We start from the raw sequence: 15,150 nt of genomic DNA on the forward strand, positions 1-15,150 counted from the left end.
AACGGCGTCCGACGAGAGGGGGCGGGCCGCCGTGCCGTGACATCGGCTCCGGCGGCACGCCCTTCGTGCTGGGTCCCGGTGGACGGCCTCGGCCGTCCCCTGCTCCGGCCGTCCTCCGGGACCCGGTCCCGTCCGCCGCCCTGGACCTCTCCGCTGTGGGAACAGGACAGTCGGCCGGGAGTTCCTGCGGGCCGGGTGACCGGCCCTCCCGGTTACCGGGTCTGGTCGCCCGACCGGTCCCGGACGGCTTCCGCCTCGGGCGTGCCCGTCTGGGTGGCGGCGATGTCCGCCGCGCCGGTCTCGGCCGCCGCCAGCTCCGCGACGGCGACTTCCGCCGCCCGGCCCGTACCCGCCTCAGCCTGCTGCAAACCGCTGCGGGTGCGCAGGGCGGTCTCCTTGACGAAGATCACCAGCAGGAAGGAGAGCAGGGCGAAGGGCGCGGCGTACAGGAAGACGTCGCCGATGCCGTGGCCGTACGCGCTCTCCACGATCCCCCTGACGGGGGCGGGCAGTTGCTCGACGTCCGGGATGCCGCCGCCGGTCCCGGCGCCGGTGATGTGGTGGTCGGCGAGGCCCGTGGTGACGAAGTGCGTGACGCGGTTGCCGAGCACCGCGCCGAGCGCGGTGACGCCGACCGCGCCGCCCAGCGAGCGGAAGAAGGTGACCAGGGAGCTGGCCGAGCCGAGGTCCGCGACGGAGACCTGGTTCTGCACGGCGAGCACCAGATTCTGCATCATCATGCCGACGCCGAGGCCCAACAGGGCCATGTAGACGGCGACTTCCCAGTACGGGGTGTCGTTGCGGATCAGGCCGAGGGTCGCGGAGCCCGCGGTGAGCAGGACCGCGCCGGAGACCAGGAACGCCTTCCAGCGGCCGGTGCGGGTGATGATCTGGCCGGAGACGGTCGAGGCGATGAACAGGCCGCCGATCAGCGGGATCGTCATGATGCCGGACATCGTCGGGGTCTTGCCGCGGGCGAGCTGGAAGTACTGGCTCAGGAAGACCGTCCCGGCGAACATCGCGATGCCGACGAAGAGGCTCGCGATCGAGGTGAGGGTGATCGTCTTGTTGCGGAACAGCCGCAGCGGGACGATCGGTTCGGCCGCGCGGGTCTCGGTGTAGACGAACAGCGCGCCGAGCACGAGGGACAGCGGCACCATCACGTAGCTCTGCCAGGACACCCACGCGTAGCTCTCGCCGGCGAGCGAGATCCACACCATCAGCAGCGAGACGGCCGCGGTGATCAGGAAGGCGCCGGTCCAGTCGATCCGCACCTTCCGCTTGACCACCGGCAGGTGCAGCGTCTTCTGGAGCACGACCAGCGCGGCGACGGCGAACGGCACACCGACGTAGAAGCACCAGCGCCAGCCGAGCGTGGAGTCGACGATGACACCGCCGATCAGCGGGCCGCCGACGGTCGCGATGGCGAAGGTCGCGCCGAGGTAGCCGCTGTAACGGCCGCGCTCCCGGGGCGAGATCATCGCGGCCATGATCACCTGCGACAGCGCGGACAGACCGCCCGCGCCGACGCCCTGGACCAGACGGCAGGCGATCAGCATGCCGGGGTTGGTGGAGAAGCCGGCCACGATCGAGCCGACCACGTAGATCACCAGCGAGAGCTGGATCAGCAGCTTCTTGCTGAACAGGTCGGAGAGCTTGCCCCAGATCGGGGTGGTCGCGGTGACCGCGAGAAGCGAGGCGGTGACCACCCAGGTGTACGCGCTCTGCCCGCCGCCGATGTCGGCGAGTATGCGGGGCAGGGCGTTGGAGACGATCGTGGACGACAGGATCGCCACGAACAGGCCGAGCAGCAGCCCGGACAGCGCCTCCATGATCTGCCGGTGCGACATGGGCGCGGATTCCTGGCCGCCGTGGCCCGGTTCCGGTGCCTGCCCGTCCCGCTTGCCGGCCTGGGTTGTTGTTGCCATCTTCAGTCCTCTTCAGCCCGTCTGGGCGCGCGATATGTGGTGGGCGCCGCCGCGCGAGGCGGCGGAGCGGCAGTCGCCGAAGCTGTCACGCAGCCGGGCGAGCAGTTCGGAGAGCCGGGCCACGTCGGCGTCCGGCCAGTCGGCCAGATGGTCGGCGACCACGGCGGCGGCCCGGTCGGACGAGGACCGCAGTGTCCGCGTGCCGTGTTCGGTGAGCCGCAGCAGCCGTGAGCGGCGGTCCAGCGGGTCGGGGGCCCGGTCGATCCAGCCGCGCTCGACGCCGAAGGCGACATGACGGCTCGTCACGGACATGTCGACGTCGAGGAGTTCGGCGAGCCTGCTCATCCGCAGCTCGCCGTGGCGGTCGAGGGCGCCGAGCACCATGACCGCCGTGAGCGGGGTCTCGGGCGGCAGCCCCCGGGCGATCTCGCGGCTGACGACGAAGGTGGTGCGGAGCTGGTGTGCGAGTTCCACGCACTGCTCGCGGTCCGCCATGCGACGGTCACCTGTCCTTCCGCTGCGGGAGCTGCCTGTGAGTCCGCTGTGATCTTTGGTTGCCTGAAGCAACTGTAAAGTAGTTGGTTGTGCCAGACAAATTCTTTGCCCGGAATCGCGGCAAAGATTCAGCAAAGGAAACGCCTGTATCCGCCCAAGAGGTACGTGTCTGGGTTGCCTGAACGGCTCGGGCCGGAGGCCGTGTGGCCGCCGGGCGGGCCGGGGGTGCGGGCCCTTCCGTCGAGACGCTAGGGTCAGGCGGCATGTCGAACCCTGAGAACAACTACGACCCGGCCGGCAACACCCAGATGTTCCGTGCCTTCGTCGACGAGCAGCCGCCCGCCGCCGAGGTGCAGCGGGCGCAGGGCCGCAGCAAGGTCGGCCTCGTGATCGGTGTGATCGTGGCGGTGGCCGTGGTCATCGGAGTGGTCGCGCTCGCGATGCGCTGACCGCCCGGCCTGCCCGTCCCTACGCAGCAGGATGTGCCAACGGGGGCATATCGCCACGGATGTCCGTGGACAGGTCGGCAGGCAGGTCGGTGGGCAGGTCCGCGGACGGGTCTGGACGGGTCCGTTGTGGGGGCTGTCATGGGGTCCACGGGCGGATCGGGGGACAGGCCGGGACCGGGTCGGCGCCAGGACGGCGCCGGTCAGGACAGCGTGACGTCCCTGGTCTCGATGTGCATGCCCAGCGGCACCCGCCAGGCGTCCACGCACAGGTCCCAGGACGCGGTGCGCGACGCCCCGCCCGCCAGCGGCACCGGCACGGGCTTCGCCGTCTCCACGGTCGCCCAGTCGATGCCGAGCCCGCCGATGATGTGGGTGCCGAAGGTGACCGTGCCCGCCGTCACCGGCAGACCCCCGGCGTTGGTGAAGGTGACGGCGACCTTCTCGCACCAGCGGTCCGCGTCCGCCGTACGCGTGGGCGCGCTCACGGTCAGCCGCGCGGCCGTCGGCGGCGCCGTGGTGGCCCCGCCGGACCCGCCGCCCGAGCCCGTACCGCCCGAGCCCGTACCGCCCGAGCCCGTACCGCCCGAGCCCGTACCGCCCGGTCCCGTGCCCCCTGAACCCGTGCCCCCTGAACCCGTGCCGCCGCCCGTAGCCGAGCCCGGTCCCGTACCGGAGTCCGTGCCGCCGCCCGCTTGGGCCGTCGAGCCGCTGGCCGGTCCGCCGGGGGTCGTGGGGGTCCCGTGGGGCGAGGAGGGTGTCCGGGGCGCTCCGGAGGAGGGTGTACGCGGCCCCGTGCCGGTGTCCGTGCCCGAGGGCGTACGGGACGGCTTCGCGGCGCCGGGGGCCGGGCCGTCGAGCGGGACCAGGACCACGTCGCCGTCCGGGGGGACGTCGTGGGGAGCGCTCGGGGAGGGGCCGACGCCGCCGATCGCGACATGGCCGGTGGTGCCGCCGCCCGCGCAGCCGGTGGCCATGACGAGCAGGCCCAGCGCGGCGAGCGCCGGAGCCGTGGTGCGCAGCAGTGCTTGGGTCTTCCTCAACGCGACGTACGAGACCAACGCGACCATCACGTCAGTTTACTGACGGGGTGTCAGGTCGTCACCACCCCGTCAGTGCCACCTCATGCCTCTGCGGTGAGGCCGTCACGGAGCTGTGCGAGGGTGCGGGTGAGCAGCCGGGAGACGTGCATCTGGGAGATGCCGACCTCCTCGCCGATCTGCGACTGCGTCATGTTCGCGAAGAACCGCAGCATGATGATCTGCCGTTCGCGCGGCGGCAGTTGGGCCAGCAGCGGCTTGAGCGACTCGCGGTACTCGACGCCTTCGAGCGCGGTGTCCTCGTAGCCGAGGCGGTCCGCGAGGGTGCCCTCGCCGCCGTCGTCCTCGGGCGGCGGGGAGTCCAGCGAGCTGGCGGTGTACGCGTTGCCCACCGCGAGGCCGTCGACGACGTCCTCCTCCGACACCCCGAGGCAGACCGCCAGTTCGGCGACCGTCGGCGACCTGTCCAGCTTCTGGGAGAGGTCGTCGCTGGCCTTGGTGAGCGCCAGCCGCAGTTCCTGGAGGCGGCGCGGGACCCGGACCGACCAGGAGGTGTCGCGGAAGAATCGCTTCACCTCACCGACGATCGTCGGCATCGCGAAGGTCGGGAACTCCACCCCGCGCTCGCAGTCGAAGCGGTCGATCGCCTTGATCAGGCCGATCGTGCCGACCTGGACGATGTCCTCCATCGGCTCGTTCCGACTGCGGAAGCGAGCGGCTGCGTACCGCACGAGTGGCAGATTCAGCTCGATCAGCGTGTCACGTACATAGGTGCGTTCCGGGCTGTCCACCGGCAGTTCCGCGAGGCGCAGGAACAGCGATCGGGACAGCGTGCGGGTGTCGATGGCCTCGCCGTGAAGAGCATCGTGCGGTGCGGTCGCCGTGTCGGGCTTGAGCACCTTGGGACTGCCCACCTGTACGGACATGCCACCCCCTTGAGGTCGCGGACGGGTGTCGCGAGCGACGGTTGTTCCTCCACTGGAATACCGGAGGCCGGCTCGCGACAAACGCGGTACCCGCAGAATGTCACATGTCGGCAACACGCTGTAGCGCCATGTCGACATATCCGTGCAGGTGACTTAATCCTCTTCAGCTACGCTTCGAGCTGGTTTGCGGACCTCAGCCGCGCGAAGCTCCGGGACAGCAGACGGGACACGTGCATCTGCGAAACCCCCAGTTCCGCACTGATCTGGGACTGCGTCAGGTTGCCGAAGTAGCGGAGCAACAGGATGCGCCGCTCCCGCTCGGGAAGCTGGACCAGAAGATGGCGGACGAGGTCGCGGTGCTCGACCCCGGACAGCGCCGGGTCCTCGTAGCCGAGCCGGTCGAGCAGGCCCGGCGCCCCGTCGCCCTCCTGCGCCGCCTCCAGTGAGGTCGCGTGGTAGGCGCGGCCCGCCTCCAGGCACGCCAGCACCTCCTCCTCGGCGAGCTTGAGCCGCTCGGCGATCTCGGCCGTCGTCGGCGACCTGCCGTGCAGCACGGTCAGGTCCTCGATCGCGCCGCTCACCTGGACCCACAGCTCGTGCAGGCGGCGCGGCACGTGCACGGTCCGCACGTTGTCCCTGAAGTAACGTTTGATCTCGCCGACGACGGTCGGCATCGCGAAGGTCGGGAACTGCACGCCGCGCTCCGGGTCGAACCGGTCGATCGCGTTGATCAGGCCGATCGTGCCGACCTGGACCACGTCCTCCATCGGTTCGTTGCGGCTCCTGAAGCGGGCCGCCGCGTAGCGCACCAGCGGCAGATTCACCTCGATCAGCGCGGCCCGCACCCGTGCGTGCTCGGGGGTGCCGGGCTCCAGCTTGGTGATCTGCTCGAAGAGCACCTGGGTGAGCGCTCTCGCGTCCGCCGCGTTGGCACTGGGCGTACGGGTTCTGCCTCGGGGATACGTTGTTGACGCCGTATGGGCCGACACCGGCACACCACACCCCTTATCGGTCCACTCATCCGGCAAAAGCGGTCATAGCATCACAATTCATGTCCGCTTTGTGCAAGCACCGCATATTGCCGTGTTGTACGAACCGGCGGCCCGGAAGTCCCCCGTCCGGCGGTGTGAATCCGGAGCGAAGGGTGCGCGGAGGTGGCGCGCGAGGGGGCTCAAAGGGCGCGAAAACGCCCCCCACCGGTCGGCGGGGGGCGCGCGAACGCTCGTCGTGCGCTCGGCCGGGAGGTCAGATCTCCAGGTCCGCGATCACCCAGGTGGCGAACTCCGACCAGAGCGCGACGGCCGCCCGGTGCTCCGGGTGTTCGAGATACGCCGTCAGCGCCGCCGCGTCCGCGACGGTGGAATTGATGGCGAAGTCGTAGGCGATCGGGCGGTCCGTGATGTTCCAGCCGCACTCCCAGGAGAGCGTTTCCGGCACCTTCTCGCCGAGCTCGGCGAAGGCCCGCGCGCCCGCCTGGACACGCGGTTCTTCCTGCCGCACGCCCTCGTTGAGCCTGAACAGGACCAGATGCCGGATCATGGGACTCCCTCGCCGCCGGCATGCCGCCGCGTGCCGCTGGGTACTGGTGGTGCGCCGCCGGAGCGGCCGGGACGGCCCGCCGGTCAGTTGGCCAGGTCGTGCATGAACTTCCCGATGCTCTTCGCGGCGTTCGATATGCCCTGGAAGCCTACCTGGACGAGATCAGCGGCTCGGGCCGGCTGATTGATGATCGTGTAGAGGATGAAGATCACCAGTACGTACATGGTGATCTTCTTCGCCTGCGCCATGCGCCTTTGCCCTCCCCAGCCCGCAGCCCGCACCGACGGTCACAAGTGTGCAATCACGGAAGTCTATCCATCAGATGGCGTAATCAGACGGCCTGTTGTCCCAATCATCCTCTTAGAAGATGAAGGTCGGGCTCGGGTTCGTGGCAGGTCCGGAGCGTGGGATCGGCCTGTCGGCACCGCTTGCCGCCGCTTGCCGCGGCTTACCGCCCCTTGACCTCGCTTTGCCGTCGCTTTGTTTCCGCCCGCCCGCTGTCACGTCCTGCGGCGCCGGAGCAGCAGCAGCCAGGTGCCGCCCGCCGCCGCCAGCAGCACCACCAGGGCGGACCCGCCGGCGATCTCCGTGCCGGTCAGCCGGGCGCCCGGCCCCGAGGCGGCGGGCGCGCCCGTACGCGGTCCCGCCGTCGTGGCGTCCGCGGCCGACGCCGCGCCCCTGCTCGTACCGCTGCTCGTACCCGTGGTCGTACCCCTGCTCGTACCGCTGCTGGTACCCGTGGTCGTACCGCTCGCCGTACCGCCCGACGCGCCTTCCGGGAGCGGGGTCCTGCGGCCGGGCGCCACTCGTACCGGCACGGTCTTCGCGACCGAGCCGTCCGCGTTCAGCAGCACCGCGCGCTGCTGGGGCCGGGCGAAGTCGAACATCGGGTCGAGCGGGTGCGCGGTCGCGTCGAAGGAGCCGTCGCCGATCCGGCCCGTACCCCAGTTGTCCTCGATGAAGCGCAGGACGGACGACTGGGTGGTCAGCGCGTGCTCGACGTGATCGCGCCGGGTGTAAGGGGACACGACCAGCAGCGGCAGCCGGGGTCCCGGACCGCAGCGGTCGAGGTAGCCGCCCGCGGCGGGCGGGCCGTGGGCGCACATCGCGGTGTCCGCGCCCGCGTCGGTGGAGCCGTTGGTGATCGCGGCGGCGACCTGGTCGTACCAGCCGTCGGAGTCGTCGTACGCCACGATTACCGCCGTGCTCGCCCACTGCGGCGACCGCTGGACCGCGTTGATCTCGCGGACCAGGAAGTGCTGCTCGTCCAGCGGGTCGGAGTAGCCCGCGTGCCCGTCCTGGTACTCGGCCGCCTTCAGGAACGACACCGCGGGCAGATTCCCGGCCGCGAGCGCCGTGTCGAAGTCGGTCAGGTCGTACTGGTGGTTGGCCCGGTCCTGGCGGCCGATCATCGCGGCGGACGTCGGCGGCAGGTGGTGCGGATTCGCCGTCGACTCGTAGTACTGGAACGGCTCGTGGTGCGGCGAGTAGTCCACCGACGCGTTGCCGCCGACATTGGCGTGGGTCGCGCCGCAGACCGCCGTGCCGCCCGGCGAGGACGTCGGCGCGAAGCCGCCCTGGAACCAGCCCCAGCTCACGCCCTTGTCGTTGAGCAGGTCCCCGACGTTGCGGCCGCGCATCGCGGTGAGCTGGCCGGTCGCGGTGTGGTTGTTGTCCGAGCAGTCGTCGTACGCCGGGTCCGGGTCGGTGACGACCGTGCCGACCCCGGTCGTCGGGTCGGGGCTGCGTACGGTCGTGGACCGCTCCACCGGGACCTGCTCGCCGGTCTTCGGGTCGATCGAGACGCCGCCGTGCGTCTGCCCGGAGACCAGGCCGAGCGCGCCGGGCGTGGAGGGGCCGAAGACGTCGCCGAAGCTGTTGTCGCCCAGCGTGTAGTTCTGGGCGTAGTTCCACAGCGCGGTGACGGTGTTCCCGTCGAAGTAGTCCATCGTCAGGCCCGGACTCCCGTACAGGCCCGAGCACTTGTCGCTGCTCGTGTGCTGCACGAATTGGTCCATCGCGCCGCCGTCGTACGCCTGCTGCTCGGGCGTGTAGCTGTGGTTCTGGTCGCAGGTGAGCGCCTGCGACGGGCTCAGGCGGCGCGGCTGGTACTGGTTCGGGTTGTGCGTCAGCAGCCGGGAGCCGTCGCTGAGCAGATTCACCGGGGCGGGGGTGCCGGGGGCGGCAGTGAAGCGCGTGCCGTCGGTGTTCGCGGCCTGCGGATACGTACCGAAGTAGTGGTCGAAGGAGACGTTCTCGTCGAAGATGACCACGACGTGTTTGACCGGCGTGGCCGTCGCGGCCTCGGGTCCCGGAGCGCCGGACGCCCCGGACGCCCCCGGCGCCACGGCCAGCACGGCGGCGGCGGTCAGGGCCGTCGCGGCCAGCGCGATCCGCCCGCGGTGCGCGTGTCCGCGGTGCGCGTACCCCTGATGTGCGTACCCCTGGTGTACGTGTCCCTGGTGTACGTGTCCGCGCCGGACCCGCCCTCGGCTTCTCGTCCGCTCAGCCAGGTCCATGCTCCCGATCCCACCTTCGCTCTCGTGCCGCCCACACCAGACATATCAGGACACATCGACCGTCGCGCCGCCTTCGCTGATCCGCCCTTCGGTGAACGCGACCCCGACTCCGTACGAACGTACGGAGTCCACCCCCCAAGGGGAACGCCCCCGCCCGCCCCGGCCGCCCCCCGCGCGACGAGATCAGGCCACGCTGGCCAGCCCCGCGAGGTAGGTCGCGTTGAGGGACGGTTTGACGTATTGACGGGATGATGGTGTCATTGCGTCATGTTGTATGAAACGCCTGGCCTGGACGACGTGGATGAGCGGGTCCTCGGTGAGATCGAGGGGATGCGCGACCGGCTCCGGCTCCACCTGCGGACGCCGCGCCGTTGGGAGGGGCAGCTCCGCCGCAATCTGACAGCGCGGGCGATCGCCGGCTCGAACACGATCGAGGGATACGCGGCGAGCGTCGCCGATGTCGAAGACATCATGCTCGGCGAGGCGCCGATCGAGGCCGACCAGACGGTCTCCGCCGAGATCGAGGGCTACCGGCAGGCCATGACGTACATCCAGCGACTGACGGACGCCGGGCCGGACTTCGCCTACGGCAAGGGTCTGCTCAACGGTCTGCACTTCATGATGCAAGGCCACCACCTGCTCAAACGTCCGGGCTGGTGGAGGTCCGGTGCGGTGTACGTGACCTCACCCGAGGACCCGACCATCGCGGCCTACACCGCGCCTGACGCCGACTCGGTGCCGGATCTCATCGCGGAACTGGTCGTCTGGCTCAACGAGGGCGACCTGGAAGCGCCCGCTCTGGTGCGAGCCGCGATGGCGCACCTCAATCTCGTCGCGATCCACCCCTGGGCGGACGGAAACGGCCGGATGTCCCGCGCGCTCCAGACCTTGGTCCTGGCGCGGGAAGGGATCGTCGCGCCGGAGTTCTCCAGTATTGAGGAGTGGCTGGGCCGGGCCCGCAACACCTATCGCTACTACGACGTACTGGCGGAGGTCGGCGGCCCGGTCTGGACGCCGGACCGGGACACCCGCGCCTGGGTCCGGTTCTGCCTGCGCGCCCACCATCAACAGGCCCAGGCCGTACAGCGGCAGGTCGAGACCACCCGCACGGTGTGGTCCGCGCTTGAGGAGGCCGTCGAGCGACAAGGGCTGCCCGAGCGCACGCTGTACGCCCTGTACCCGGCCCTGATGGGAAACCGGGTCCGGCGGGCGACGTACCAGGCGGACGCGGAGTTGAGCGAGCAGCAGGCCCAACGTGACATCCGTGAACTCGTCAGGGCGGGATGGCTGTCGGCCCACGGTGAAGCGCAGGGGCGCTACTACGCACAGGGCCCCGGGGTGCCGGAGGAGATCGTTCGCGGAGTACGTGATCCGCGACCGCTCATCGAGCCGTACTCCGCGACGTGAGCCCCGCGAGGTAGGTCGTGATCGCTTCGGGGGGCCAGGTGTGGGCTTCGCGGAGGCCCGCGGCGAGGTGGGCGAGGTAGGCGGGGGACGGGGGGACCGGCCGGGCGTCGGGGGCGTGCCAGGGGGCGGTGAAGGTGAGGAGGGGGTGGGTTTCGAGGTCGCCGAGGTGGAGGAGGGTTTCGTAGCGGCCGGGGCCGAGGCGGTCGCGGCCCTCGGCGAGGACCCGGGTGAGGTCGAGGTCGTGGCCGGGGGCGGCGTACATCTCCTGGGCGGCGATGTCCGAGAACTGACCGAGGGTCAGGAGGTGGGCGCGGGCCCAGGCGCGGCCGGGGGCCAGCGGGTCGTAGAAGGCGCGTCCGCCGTGCCAGACCGGCGACCAGGTGGCGAAGTACACCGTCCCCGGCAGCTCGATCCCCACCGAGCGCTCCGGCATCCGCGGGTCGCGGCAACCGGGATACGTACGCCCGCCGCCGTCCGCGGTGTCCTGGGCCGTGCCGCCCGTCAGGTAGCAACGCAGGCGCGCCAGCGACATGTTGGAGCCGTACGACACGTACCAGACCAGGCGCTCCGAGGTGGCGGGCATCGGTTACGGGCGGGGGGTCGTCGGTTCCGTCGCGGGCAGGCCGCGCGGGAGGACATCGGGGAAGAGGCCGAACCGCGGTTCGCCGTCGCCGGGTTCGAGGGCCTGGGGATTGCGCCGGTGCGGGCGCGAGGCGCGGGCCGCGTCACCCGGCACCGCGAGGAATTCGTCGTGCGTCGACCACCCCGGCCACCGCGGCGCGCCCGGCGCCGCGCCTTCGCCGGTCGTGGCATACACGGGGGAGGGCATGGCTCCGATTCTACCGGGGGAGCGGGCCGGGTTTATTGAGTAACCGCTGGTCACTGAAGAGGTGAGGCTTGGGAGCAGTGATGTCCCAGCTTCCTACTGCTGTTGTCGATGACTCCGTTCGCGGAAACGGGTTCCGACTCAATCGCTGCGCGCGGAGCTCAGCAGTGGTCCTCGACGTAGAGCATGCGGTGTCCCGGCTCGGCGCGGAACTCGTGAGCCAGGTAGCGGCCGGTCGACCATGTTCCGCCGGGGCCCATGTACTCGTCTTTGATCCGGTCCCAGAGCAGGGGACGTTCGGCCGCCGTCGTGAGCCGGGGGCTCATACCGCCCATGTCTCCCCAGAAGACAAGTGTGGTGGCGTCCTTGACCAGCCGACGGACGATGCGCAGGTCAAGCCGCTTGCGATGAAGAATCCAGCTCGTCCCTTCGTCGTCAAGGAGGGTCAGGGGTCCGCTCAGACTGTCGGGGCTGGCGGAAAAAGACTGCATACGTCGATTCTTCCATGCGCCTTCACCGCGGCGACGTCGGCGAAGGCCGCCAAGGCGTCTGGGAAGTCGAACCTGTCCAGGCTGCCACCGACGGCGGCGAGGAACTCGGCTCCGAGAGTCGTGCCGATGCCCGGGACGCTCAGCACGATGTCAGCGAGCTCGTGCTCGCGAAACCGGTCCTCGATGAGCTTGTCCAGCTCGACAACATGCTCGTTGAGGGCCATCGCCAGCCGAGTGACCCCGGCACGGCGGATCGCATGCGGAGTCTGGCAGCCCGTCAGCAGCCTGAGTGGGCCGGTGTTGGCCATGTCCAGGGCCCTCTCCAGGGCCGGGAACATGGACAGCGGGGTGCCGCGCAGGCGGTTGACCACGCGGGTGAGGACCTCCTGGCCGTGGCTGACCAGCAGCGCCAGCAGCAGCGCGGGCTCACCGCTGGTCACCCCTGGGCGACCCAACCCTACGAATGGCTCGATCAACCCGATCAAGAAGGTAGAGCCGTTTGGGGGGGGGCGACAGGCGCGCGGCGCGGCTTGGGAGCCATGCGCTCATGGATCGTTGTTCTTCGGCCGGTCCCGGAACGCCGCAGGCCGGGGCAAGTCCGCCTTGGCGATGGCCGCGGTGGCATGCAGACTCGCAGGAGCAACCGCGTCAGTCGGTTGCAGGCGCTTCACTGGCTCGGGTGCCGGTTGAACCCACCGTACGGAGGAGTCGTGACCGAAGCAGCGGACCCGCAGGTCTACGCACGTATGCGGAAGATCGCGGAGGAGCTCTGGCCGCTGGCGGACCGCTTGCAAGGGGCTTGGGCGATCGAGATCGGAGCTGCCGGGGTCGTCGTGATGATGAGCCCGGTCAACCGCCACGAGGCCATCGCCACCCGCGTCGTCCGCCAGCTGAACGCTCAGCTCCCGGCCACGCATCCGGACCGTGACATCGTCGCCCAGTCAGGTGCCGAAGTGGAGCACCCGGCGGTGGGGCGGATGCGCCGACCGGACGCCGTCGTCCTCCCGCTCGACATCCTGGAAGAGCCGAAACCGACAGTCGACCCCGCTGACCTGCTCGCGGTGGTCGAGGTGGTCTCCGAGTCCAACCCGGACAACGACTACGTCGAGAAGGCCGCCGACTACCCCGCGATGGGCATCCCGCTCTACCTGCTCATCGACCCTCGCAAGGGTCTCGTCTTCACCTACGCCGACCCCGCCCCCGGCTCCAGCGGCCCGCACTACTCCACCGTGCTCCCCTACGTCTTCGGCGACCAGGTCCCCTTCGGCCCCTGGACCATCGACACCAGCGACTTCAAGCGCTACGACGACGAGTAACGGCCACGAAGGGTTCCCCGGCGAACGGCCCTCCCCGTCGCCAAAGCGCTGACAACACCGCACGTGGCGTCGTAGTTCAGAACGTTCCGCACGACCTGGCCCGACACAACCTGTGAAGCGCACGCCTCTCGGCCTCGGGTGCTCACATCGTGCGATGACACGGCCCTGGCACACTTTCGGCATGCTGGCAGGACGCGGGGTACGGCATTTCTCGCTCGAAGAGCTGCTGTTGGCGCTGCAAGCACCCCTGGACGGGTGTGATCTGGGCTACTCCGTTTTGGAGGCTTGCCTGTCGTCTGTCAGAGGGCCCTGGTATAGACGCATGGCTCCGGTGCAGGTAGAGGGCTTTCGTTGTCATTTGGCATATGCCAAGAGCCCTGTGTGGCATAATCAAGCGCGATGATCATGACTGGCATGCCTGGTCGCGCGCGGTATCAGCATTCGATCAGGCCTAGATGCACATGCATTGCGGTGGCATTATGTAGAGGCGTTGGCCATGGGACGGGGCGGTGCCAACCGAGATCAACCGTTCGAGGTATTCCTCAATGGGTGAATTTCTGGTGTTCAAGGCGCCTAACCGACTGTGATTTGCGTCACAGTTACCCTCTGTGGCCTGCACTGATTGCACTTTGTGCGGCTTTTCCCTAGAGCCGGTTCGTCGCGTGTTCGTGGCGGACCAGGTCTCCGGCAAGGCAGTATGAGAGAGGCGCATATTTTGCGTGACGCAGGTCACATGCGGTGATTTGCGTTGCTGTCGGGAAAACTGCACAAAGAAGGAGCGCCCCGCCGCTGCATGCTTGGTCGGCCGCACGGCGAAGCGCTCCAGTCGCAAGACGTGACCCTTGCCGGGTGACCCCGGTAAGGGTCACGTCGTCACAGGTGCCGGCTGATCACCTCGATCGCGTGCGTGACGTCCGCAGCTGCGGTAACAACCGCGGCGACTGTCACGACGATGCCGACGGCAGTGCGGGCCCTGAGTCGGGTCCATGCCTGCCACTTCTTACGGTTCTTGCCACCCTCACCCTGATCGGGCATAGGGGTCCTGCCTTTCCTCTGCGCAAAGGGCTGCACGGGATCGTGGGCCCCCGGGGGTCACGTTCACCTGGTCGCGGTCCAGCTCAGAGGACGAGCAGTAGCAAGATGTTACTCGGCTCCGACGCGAACTCCCGCGTAACTTCGCGGTCTCTCAGTCGACATGTCGGCTGCTACAACGCCACTGAGTGCAAAGGGCAGTTGAGGTGTAGACCACCCTAAGCCCTTTGGCCTGCAAAGTGCCTGATGGGACCACAGGTTCCGTTACGGCACCCTGTGCCAATGCTTCGCGCAGAGTGATGAACATCGCATCGGGCTGAACCCAACGTGACTGCGACGGGACATCTCGGTATGGCGTGGGACAGTCCGCCCACATGCCTTGAGATAGTCGCTGCTTCGCCAAAGGACGCGACGGCCTCTCTGTCACCTGATGGCGCAGGTCTGTGCCTGCCAGGGGCAGTCTTGCCGGACATCAACACACAAGGCGCTCGCACGTCATGGCCGCCGATCGTTGGGGCGCTTGTGCAAGTCAAGTTGGGTGGGAACTGAGGCGGACGTGGCTGAGGGCAACATGGAAGTTCCATGTTGCCCTCAGCCACGTGTTGCTCGTGGCGGTAGCGGTGGGATTTGAACCCACGGAGGAGTTGCCCCCTCACACGCTTTCGAGGCGTGCTCCTTAGGCCGCTCGGACACGCTACCGAGAGAGATCCTAGCCCACGCGGGGGGGTGGTCAGAAATCGGTTGTACGGAAGAAGCGGGTGAGGAGGGCGGCGGAGGGGGTGGGGAGGACGTCGGGGATGACTTCGGGGCGGTGGTTGAGGCGGCGGTCGCGGACCACGTCCCAGAGGGAACCGGCGGCGCCCGCCTTGTCGTCGGCGGCGCCGTAGACGACGCGGTCGAGCCGGGAGAGGACGATCGCGCCCGCGCACATGGTGCACGGTTCGAGGGTGACCGCGAGGGTGCAGCCGGTCAGGCGCCAGCCGCCGACGGAGGCGGCGGCGCGGCGGATGGCGAGGACCTCGGCGTGGGCGGTCGGATCGCCGGTGGCCTCGCGCTCGTTGCGGGCACGGGACAGCACCGTGCCGTCGGGGGCCAGCACGACCGCGCCCACCGGTACGTCACCGGTGAGCGGGGCCTGTGCCGCCTCTTCCAGGGCCAGCCGCATCGCGGCGACCCAGGGGTCCT

General features: G+C 69.4%; 15 protein-coding genes, 1 tRNA gene and 2 pseudogenes. 3 read left to right on the plus strand and 15 right to left on the minus strand.

Annotated features, from left to right (window positions below; translation table 11 throughout):
• Positions 1-242: 242 nt before the first annotated feature.
• Together ACIQCJ_RS01235 and ACIQCJ_RS01240 are read right to left on the minus strand one after the other, a co-directional pair.
• Positions 243-1,928 (minus strand): annotated as a pseudogene (locus tag ACIQCJ_RS01235) (MDR family MFS transporter); the annotation flags it as partial.
• Between the two features lie 12 nt (positions 1,929-1,940).
• A complete protein-coding gene (locus tag ACIQCJ_RS01240) occupies positions 1,941-2,423 on the minus strand; it encodes a MarR family winged helix-turn-helix transcriptional regulator (protein WP_355336535.1) in 483 nt (160 codons plus the stop codon).
• Between the two features lie 263 nt (positions 2,424-2,686).
• On the opposite strand from ACIQCJ_RS01240, the gene ACIQCJ_RS01245 reads away from it, so the two are divergent.
• The gene (locus tag ACIQCJ_RS01245) at positions 2,687-2,872 is read left to right on the plus strand and encodes a hypothetical protein (RefSeq protein ID WP_355336534.1); all 186 of its coding nucleotides are present in this window, start codon (positions 2,687-2,689) and stop codon (positions 2,870-2,872) included.
• A 200-nt stretch (positions 2,873-3,072) separates the two neighbouring features.
• On the opposite strand, the gene ACIQCJ_RS01250 is transcribed toward ACIQCJ_RS01245, so the two are convergent.
• From ACIQCJ_RS01250 to ACIQCJ_RS01275, 6 genes are all read right to left on the minus strand, one after another.
• Positions 3,073-3,939, minus strand: coding sequence for a hypothetical protein (locus ACIQCJ_RS01250; RefSeq protein WP_402710337.1), 867 nt, complete (start codon positions 3,937-3,939; stop codon positions 3,073-3,075).
• A gap of 53 nt (positions 3,940-3,992) precedes the next feature.
• Positions 3,993-4,835 carry an RNA polymerase sigma factor SigF gene (locus ACIQCJ_RS01255; RefSeq protein WP_093712083.1) on the minus strand — a complete coding sequence of 281 codons (843 nt, stop codon included), beginning with the start codon at positions 4,833-4,835 and terminating at the stop codon, positions 3,993-3,995.
• Positions 4,836-5,002: 167 nt separating this feature from the next.
• Entirely contained in the window at positions 5,003-5,824 is an 822-nt protein-coding gene (locus ACIQCJ_RS01260) for a SigB/SigF/SigG family RNA polymerase sigma factor (protein ID WP_391042301.1), read from the minus strand.
• A gap of 256 nt (positions 5,825-6,080) precedes the next feature.
• Positions 6,081-6,374: a Dabb family protein gene (locus tag ACIQCJ_RS01265; protein ID WP_401305270.1), complete on the minus strand. Its 294-nt coding sequence runs from the start codon at positions 6,372-6,374 to the stop codon at positions 6,081-6,083.
• An 83-nt stretch (positions 6,375-6,457) separates the two neighbouring features.
• Entirely contained in the window at positions 6,458-6,622 is a 165-nt protein-coding gene (locus ACIQCJ_RS01270; RefSeq protein ID WP_188284483.1) for a hypothetical protein, read from the minus strand.
• A 252-nt stretch (positions 6,623-6,874) separates the two neighbouring features.
• Complete coding sequence (locus ACIQCJ_RS01275) at positions 6,875-8,893, minus strand: phospholipase C (protein ID WP_402710338.1); 2,019 nt, start codon at positions 8,891-8,893, stop codon at positions 6,875-6,877.
• A gap of 267 nt (positions 8,894-9,160) precedes the next feature.
• Between ACIQCJ_RS01275 and ACIQCJ_RS01280 the strand changes: the two genes are divergently transcribed.
• On the plus strand, positions 9,161-10,300 hold the full coding sequence (locus ACIQCJ_RS01280) for a Fic family protein (RefSeq protein ID WP_355336530.1): 1,140 nt from the start codon (positions 9,161-9,163) through the stop codon (positions 10,298-10,300).
• On the opposite strand, the gene ACIQCJ_RS01285 is transcribed toward ACIQCJ_RS01280, so the two are convergent.
• From ACIQCJ_RS01285 to ACIQCJ_RS01300, 4 genes and pseudogenes are all read right to left on the minus strand, one after another.
• Positions 10,275-10,883, minus strand: coding sequence for a histone deacetylase (locus ACIQCJ_RS01285; protein WP_401718204.1), 609 nt, complete (start codon positions 10,881-10,883; stop codon positions 10,275-10,277). The genes ACIQCJ_RS01280 and ACIQCJ_RS01285 overlap by 26 nt on opposite strands.
• 3 nt (positions 10,884-10,886) lie before the next feature.
• Positions 10,887-11,129, minus strand: coding sequence for a hypothetical protein (locus ACIQCJ_RS01290; RefSeq protein ID WP_402710339.1), 243 nt, complete (start codon positions 11,127-11,129; stop codon positions 10,887-10,889).
• Between the two features lie 158 nt (positions 11,130-11,287).
• Positions 11,288-11,617: a hypothetical protein gene (locus ACIQCJ_RS01295; RefSeq protein WP_355336527.1), complete on the minus strand. Its 330-nt coding sequence runs from the start codon at positions 11,615-11,617 to the stop codon at positions 11,288-11,290.
• Positions 11,618-11,646: 29 nt separating this feature from the next.
• Positions 11,647-12,057 (minus strand): annotated as a pseudogene (locus tag ACIQCJ_RS01300) (transposase); the annotation flags it as partial.
• 270 nt (positions 12,058-12,327) lie between these two features.
• Between ACIQCJ_RS01300 and ACIQCJ_RS01305 the strand changes: the two are divergent.
• Positions 12,328-12,933: a Uma2 family endonuclease gene (locus ACIQCJ_RS01305; RefSeq protein WP_355336526.1), complete on the plus strand. Its 606-nt coding sequence runs from the start codon at positions 12,328-12,330 to the stop codon at positions 12,931-12,933.
• Positions 12,934-13,806: 873 nt separating this feature from the next.
• On the opposite strand, the gene ACIQCJ_RS01310 is transcribed toward ACIQCJ_RS01305, so the two are convergent.
• The 3 genes from ACIQCJ_RS01310 to ACIQCJ_RS01320 form a co-directional block, all read right to left on the minus strand.
• The gene (locus tag ACIQCJ_RS01310; RefSeq protein WP_401305263.1) at positions 13,807-13,968 is read right to left on the minus strand and encodes a hypothetical protein; all 162 of its coding nucleotides are present in this window, start codon (positions 13,966-13,968) and stop codon (positions 13,807-13,809) included.
• A gap of 606 nt (positions 13,969-14,574) precedes the next feature.
• Positions 14,575-14,664: transfer RNA gene (locus tag ACIQCJ_RS01315), tRNA-Ser, on the minus strand.
• A 31-nt stretch (positions 14,665-14,695) separates the two neighbouring features.
• Positions 14,696-15,130 carry a nucleoside deaminase gene (locus tag ACIQCJ_RS01320; protein ID WP_355336525.1) on the minus strand — a complete coding sequence of 145 codons (435 nt, stop codon included), beginning with the start codon at positions 15,128-15,130 and terminating at the stop codon, positions 14,696-14,698.
• Positions 15,131-15,150: the final 20 nt, after the last annotated feature.

The organism is Streptomyces sp. NPDC093221 (assembly GCF_044753885.1).
Classification (GTDB): domain Bacteria; phylum Actinomycetota; class Actinomycetes; order Streptomycetales; family Streptomycetaceae; genus Actinacidiphila.

Coding starts and splice junctions, on each gene's coding strand:
- ACIQCJ_RS01240 (WP_355336535.1), bottom strand. CDS start 2,423: ATGGCGGACCGCGAGCAGTGCGTGGAACTCGCACACCAGCTCCGCACC.
- ACIQCJ_RS01245 (WP_355336534.1), top strand. CDS start 2,687: ATGTCGAACCCTGAGAACAACTACGACCCGGCCGGCAACACCCAGATG.
- ACIQCJ_RS01250 (WP_402710337.1), bottom strand. CDS start 3,939: ATGGTCGCGTTGGTCTCGTACGTCGCGTTGAGGAAGACCCAAGCACTG.
- ACIQCJ_RS01255 (WP_093712083.1), bottom strand. CDS start 4,835: ATGTCCGTACAGGTGGGCAGTCCCAAGGTGCTCAAGCCCGACACGGCG.
- ACIQCJ_RS01265 (WP_401305270.1), bottom strand. CDS start 6,374: ATGATCCGGCATCTGGTCCTGTTCAGGCTCAACGAGGGCGTGCGGCAG.
- ACIQCJ_RS01270 (WP_188284483.1), bottom strand. CDS start 6,622: ATGGCGCAGGCGAAGAAGATCACCATGTACGTACTGGTGATCTTCATC.
- ACIQCJ_RS01275 (WP_402710338.1), bottom strand. CDS start 8,893: ATGGACCTGGCTGAGCGGACGAGAAGCCGAGGGCGGGTCCGGCGCGGA.
- ACIQCJ_RS01280 (WP_355336530.1), top strand. CDS start 9,161: ATGTTGTATGAAACGCCTGGCCTGGACGACGTGGATGAGCGGGTCCTC.
- ACIQCJ_RS01285 (WP_401718204.1), bottom strand. CDS start 10,883: ATGCCCGCCACCTCGGAGCGCCTGGTCTGGTACGTGTCGTACGGCTCC.
- ACIQCJ_RS01290 (WP_402710339.1), bottom strand. CDS start 11,129: ATGCCCTCCCCCGTGTATGCCACGACCGGCGAAGGCGCGGCGCCGGGC.
- ACIQCJ_RS01295 (WP_355336527.1), bottom strand. CDS start 11,617: ATGCAGTCTTTTTCCGCCAGCCCCGACAGTCTGAGCGGACCCCTGACC.
- ACIQCJ_RS01310 (WP_401305263.1), bottom strand. CDS start 13,968: ATGCCCGATCAGGGTGAGGGTGGCAAGAACCGTAAGAAGTGGCAGGCA.
- ACIQCJ_RS01320 (WP_355336525.1), bottom strand. CDS start 15,130: ATGCGGCTGGCCCTGGAAGAGGCGGCACAGGCCCCGCTCACCGGTGAC.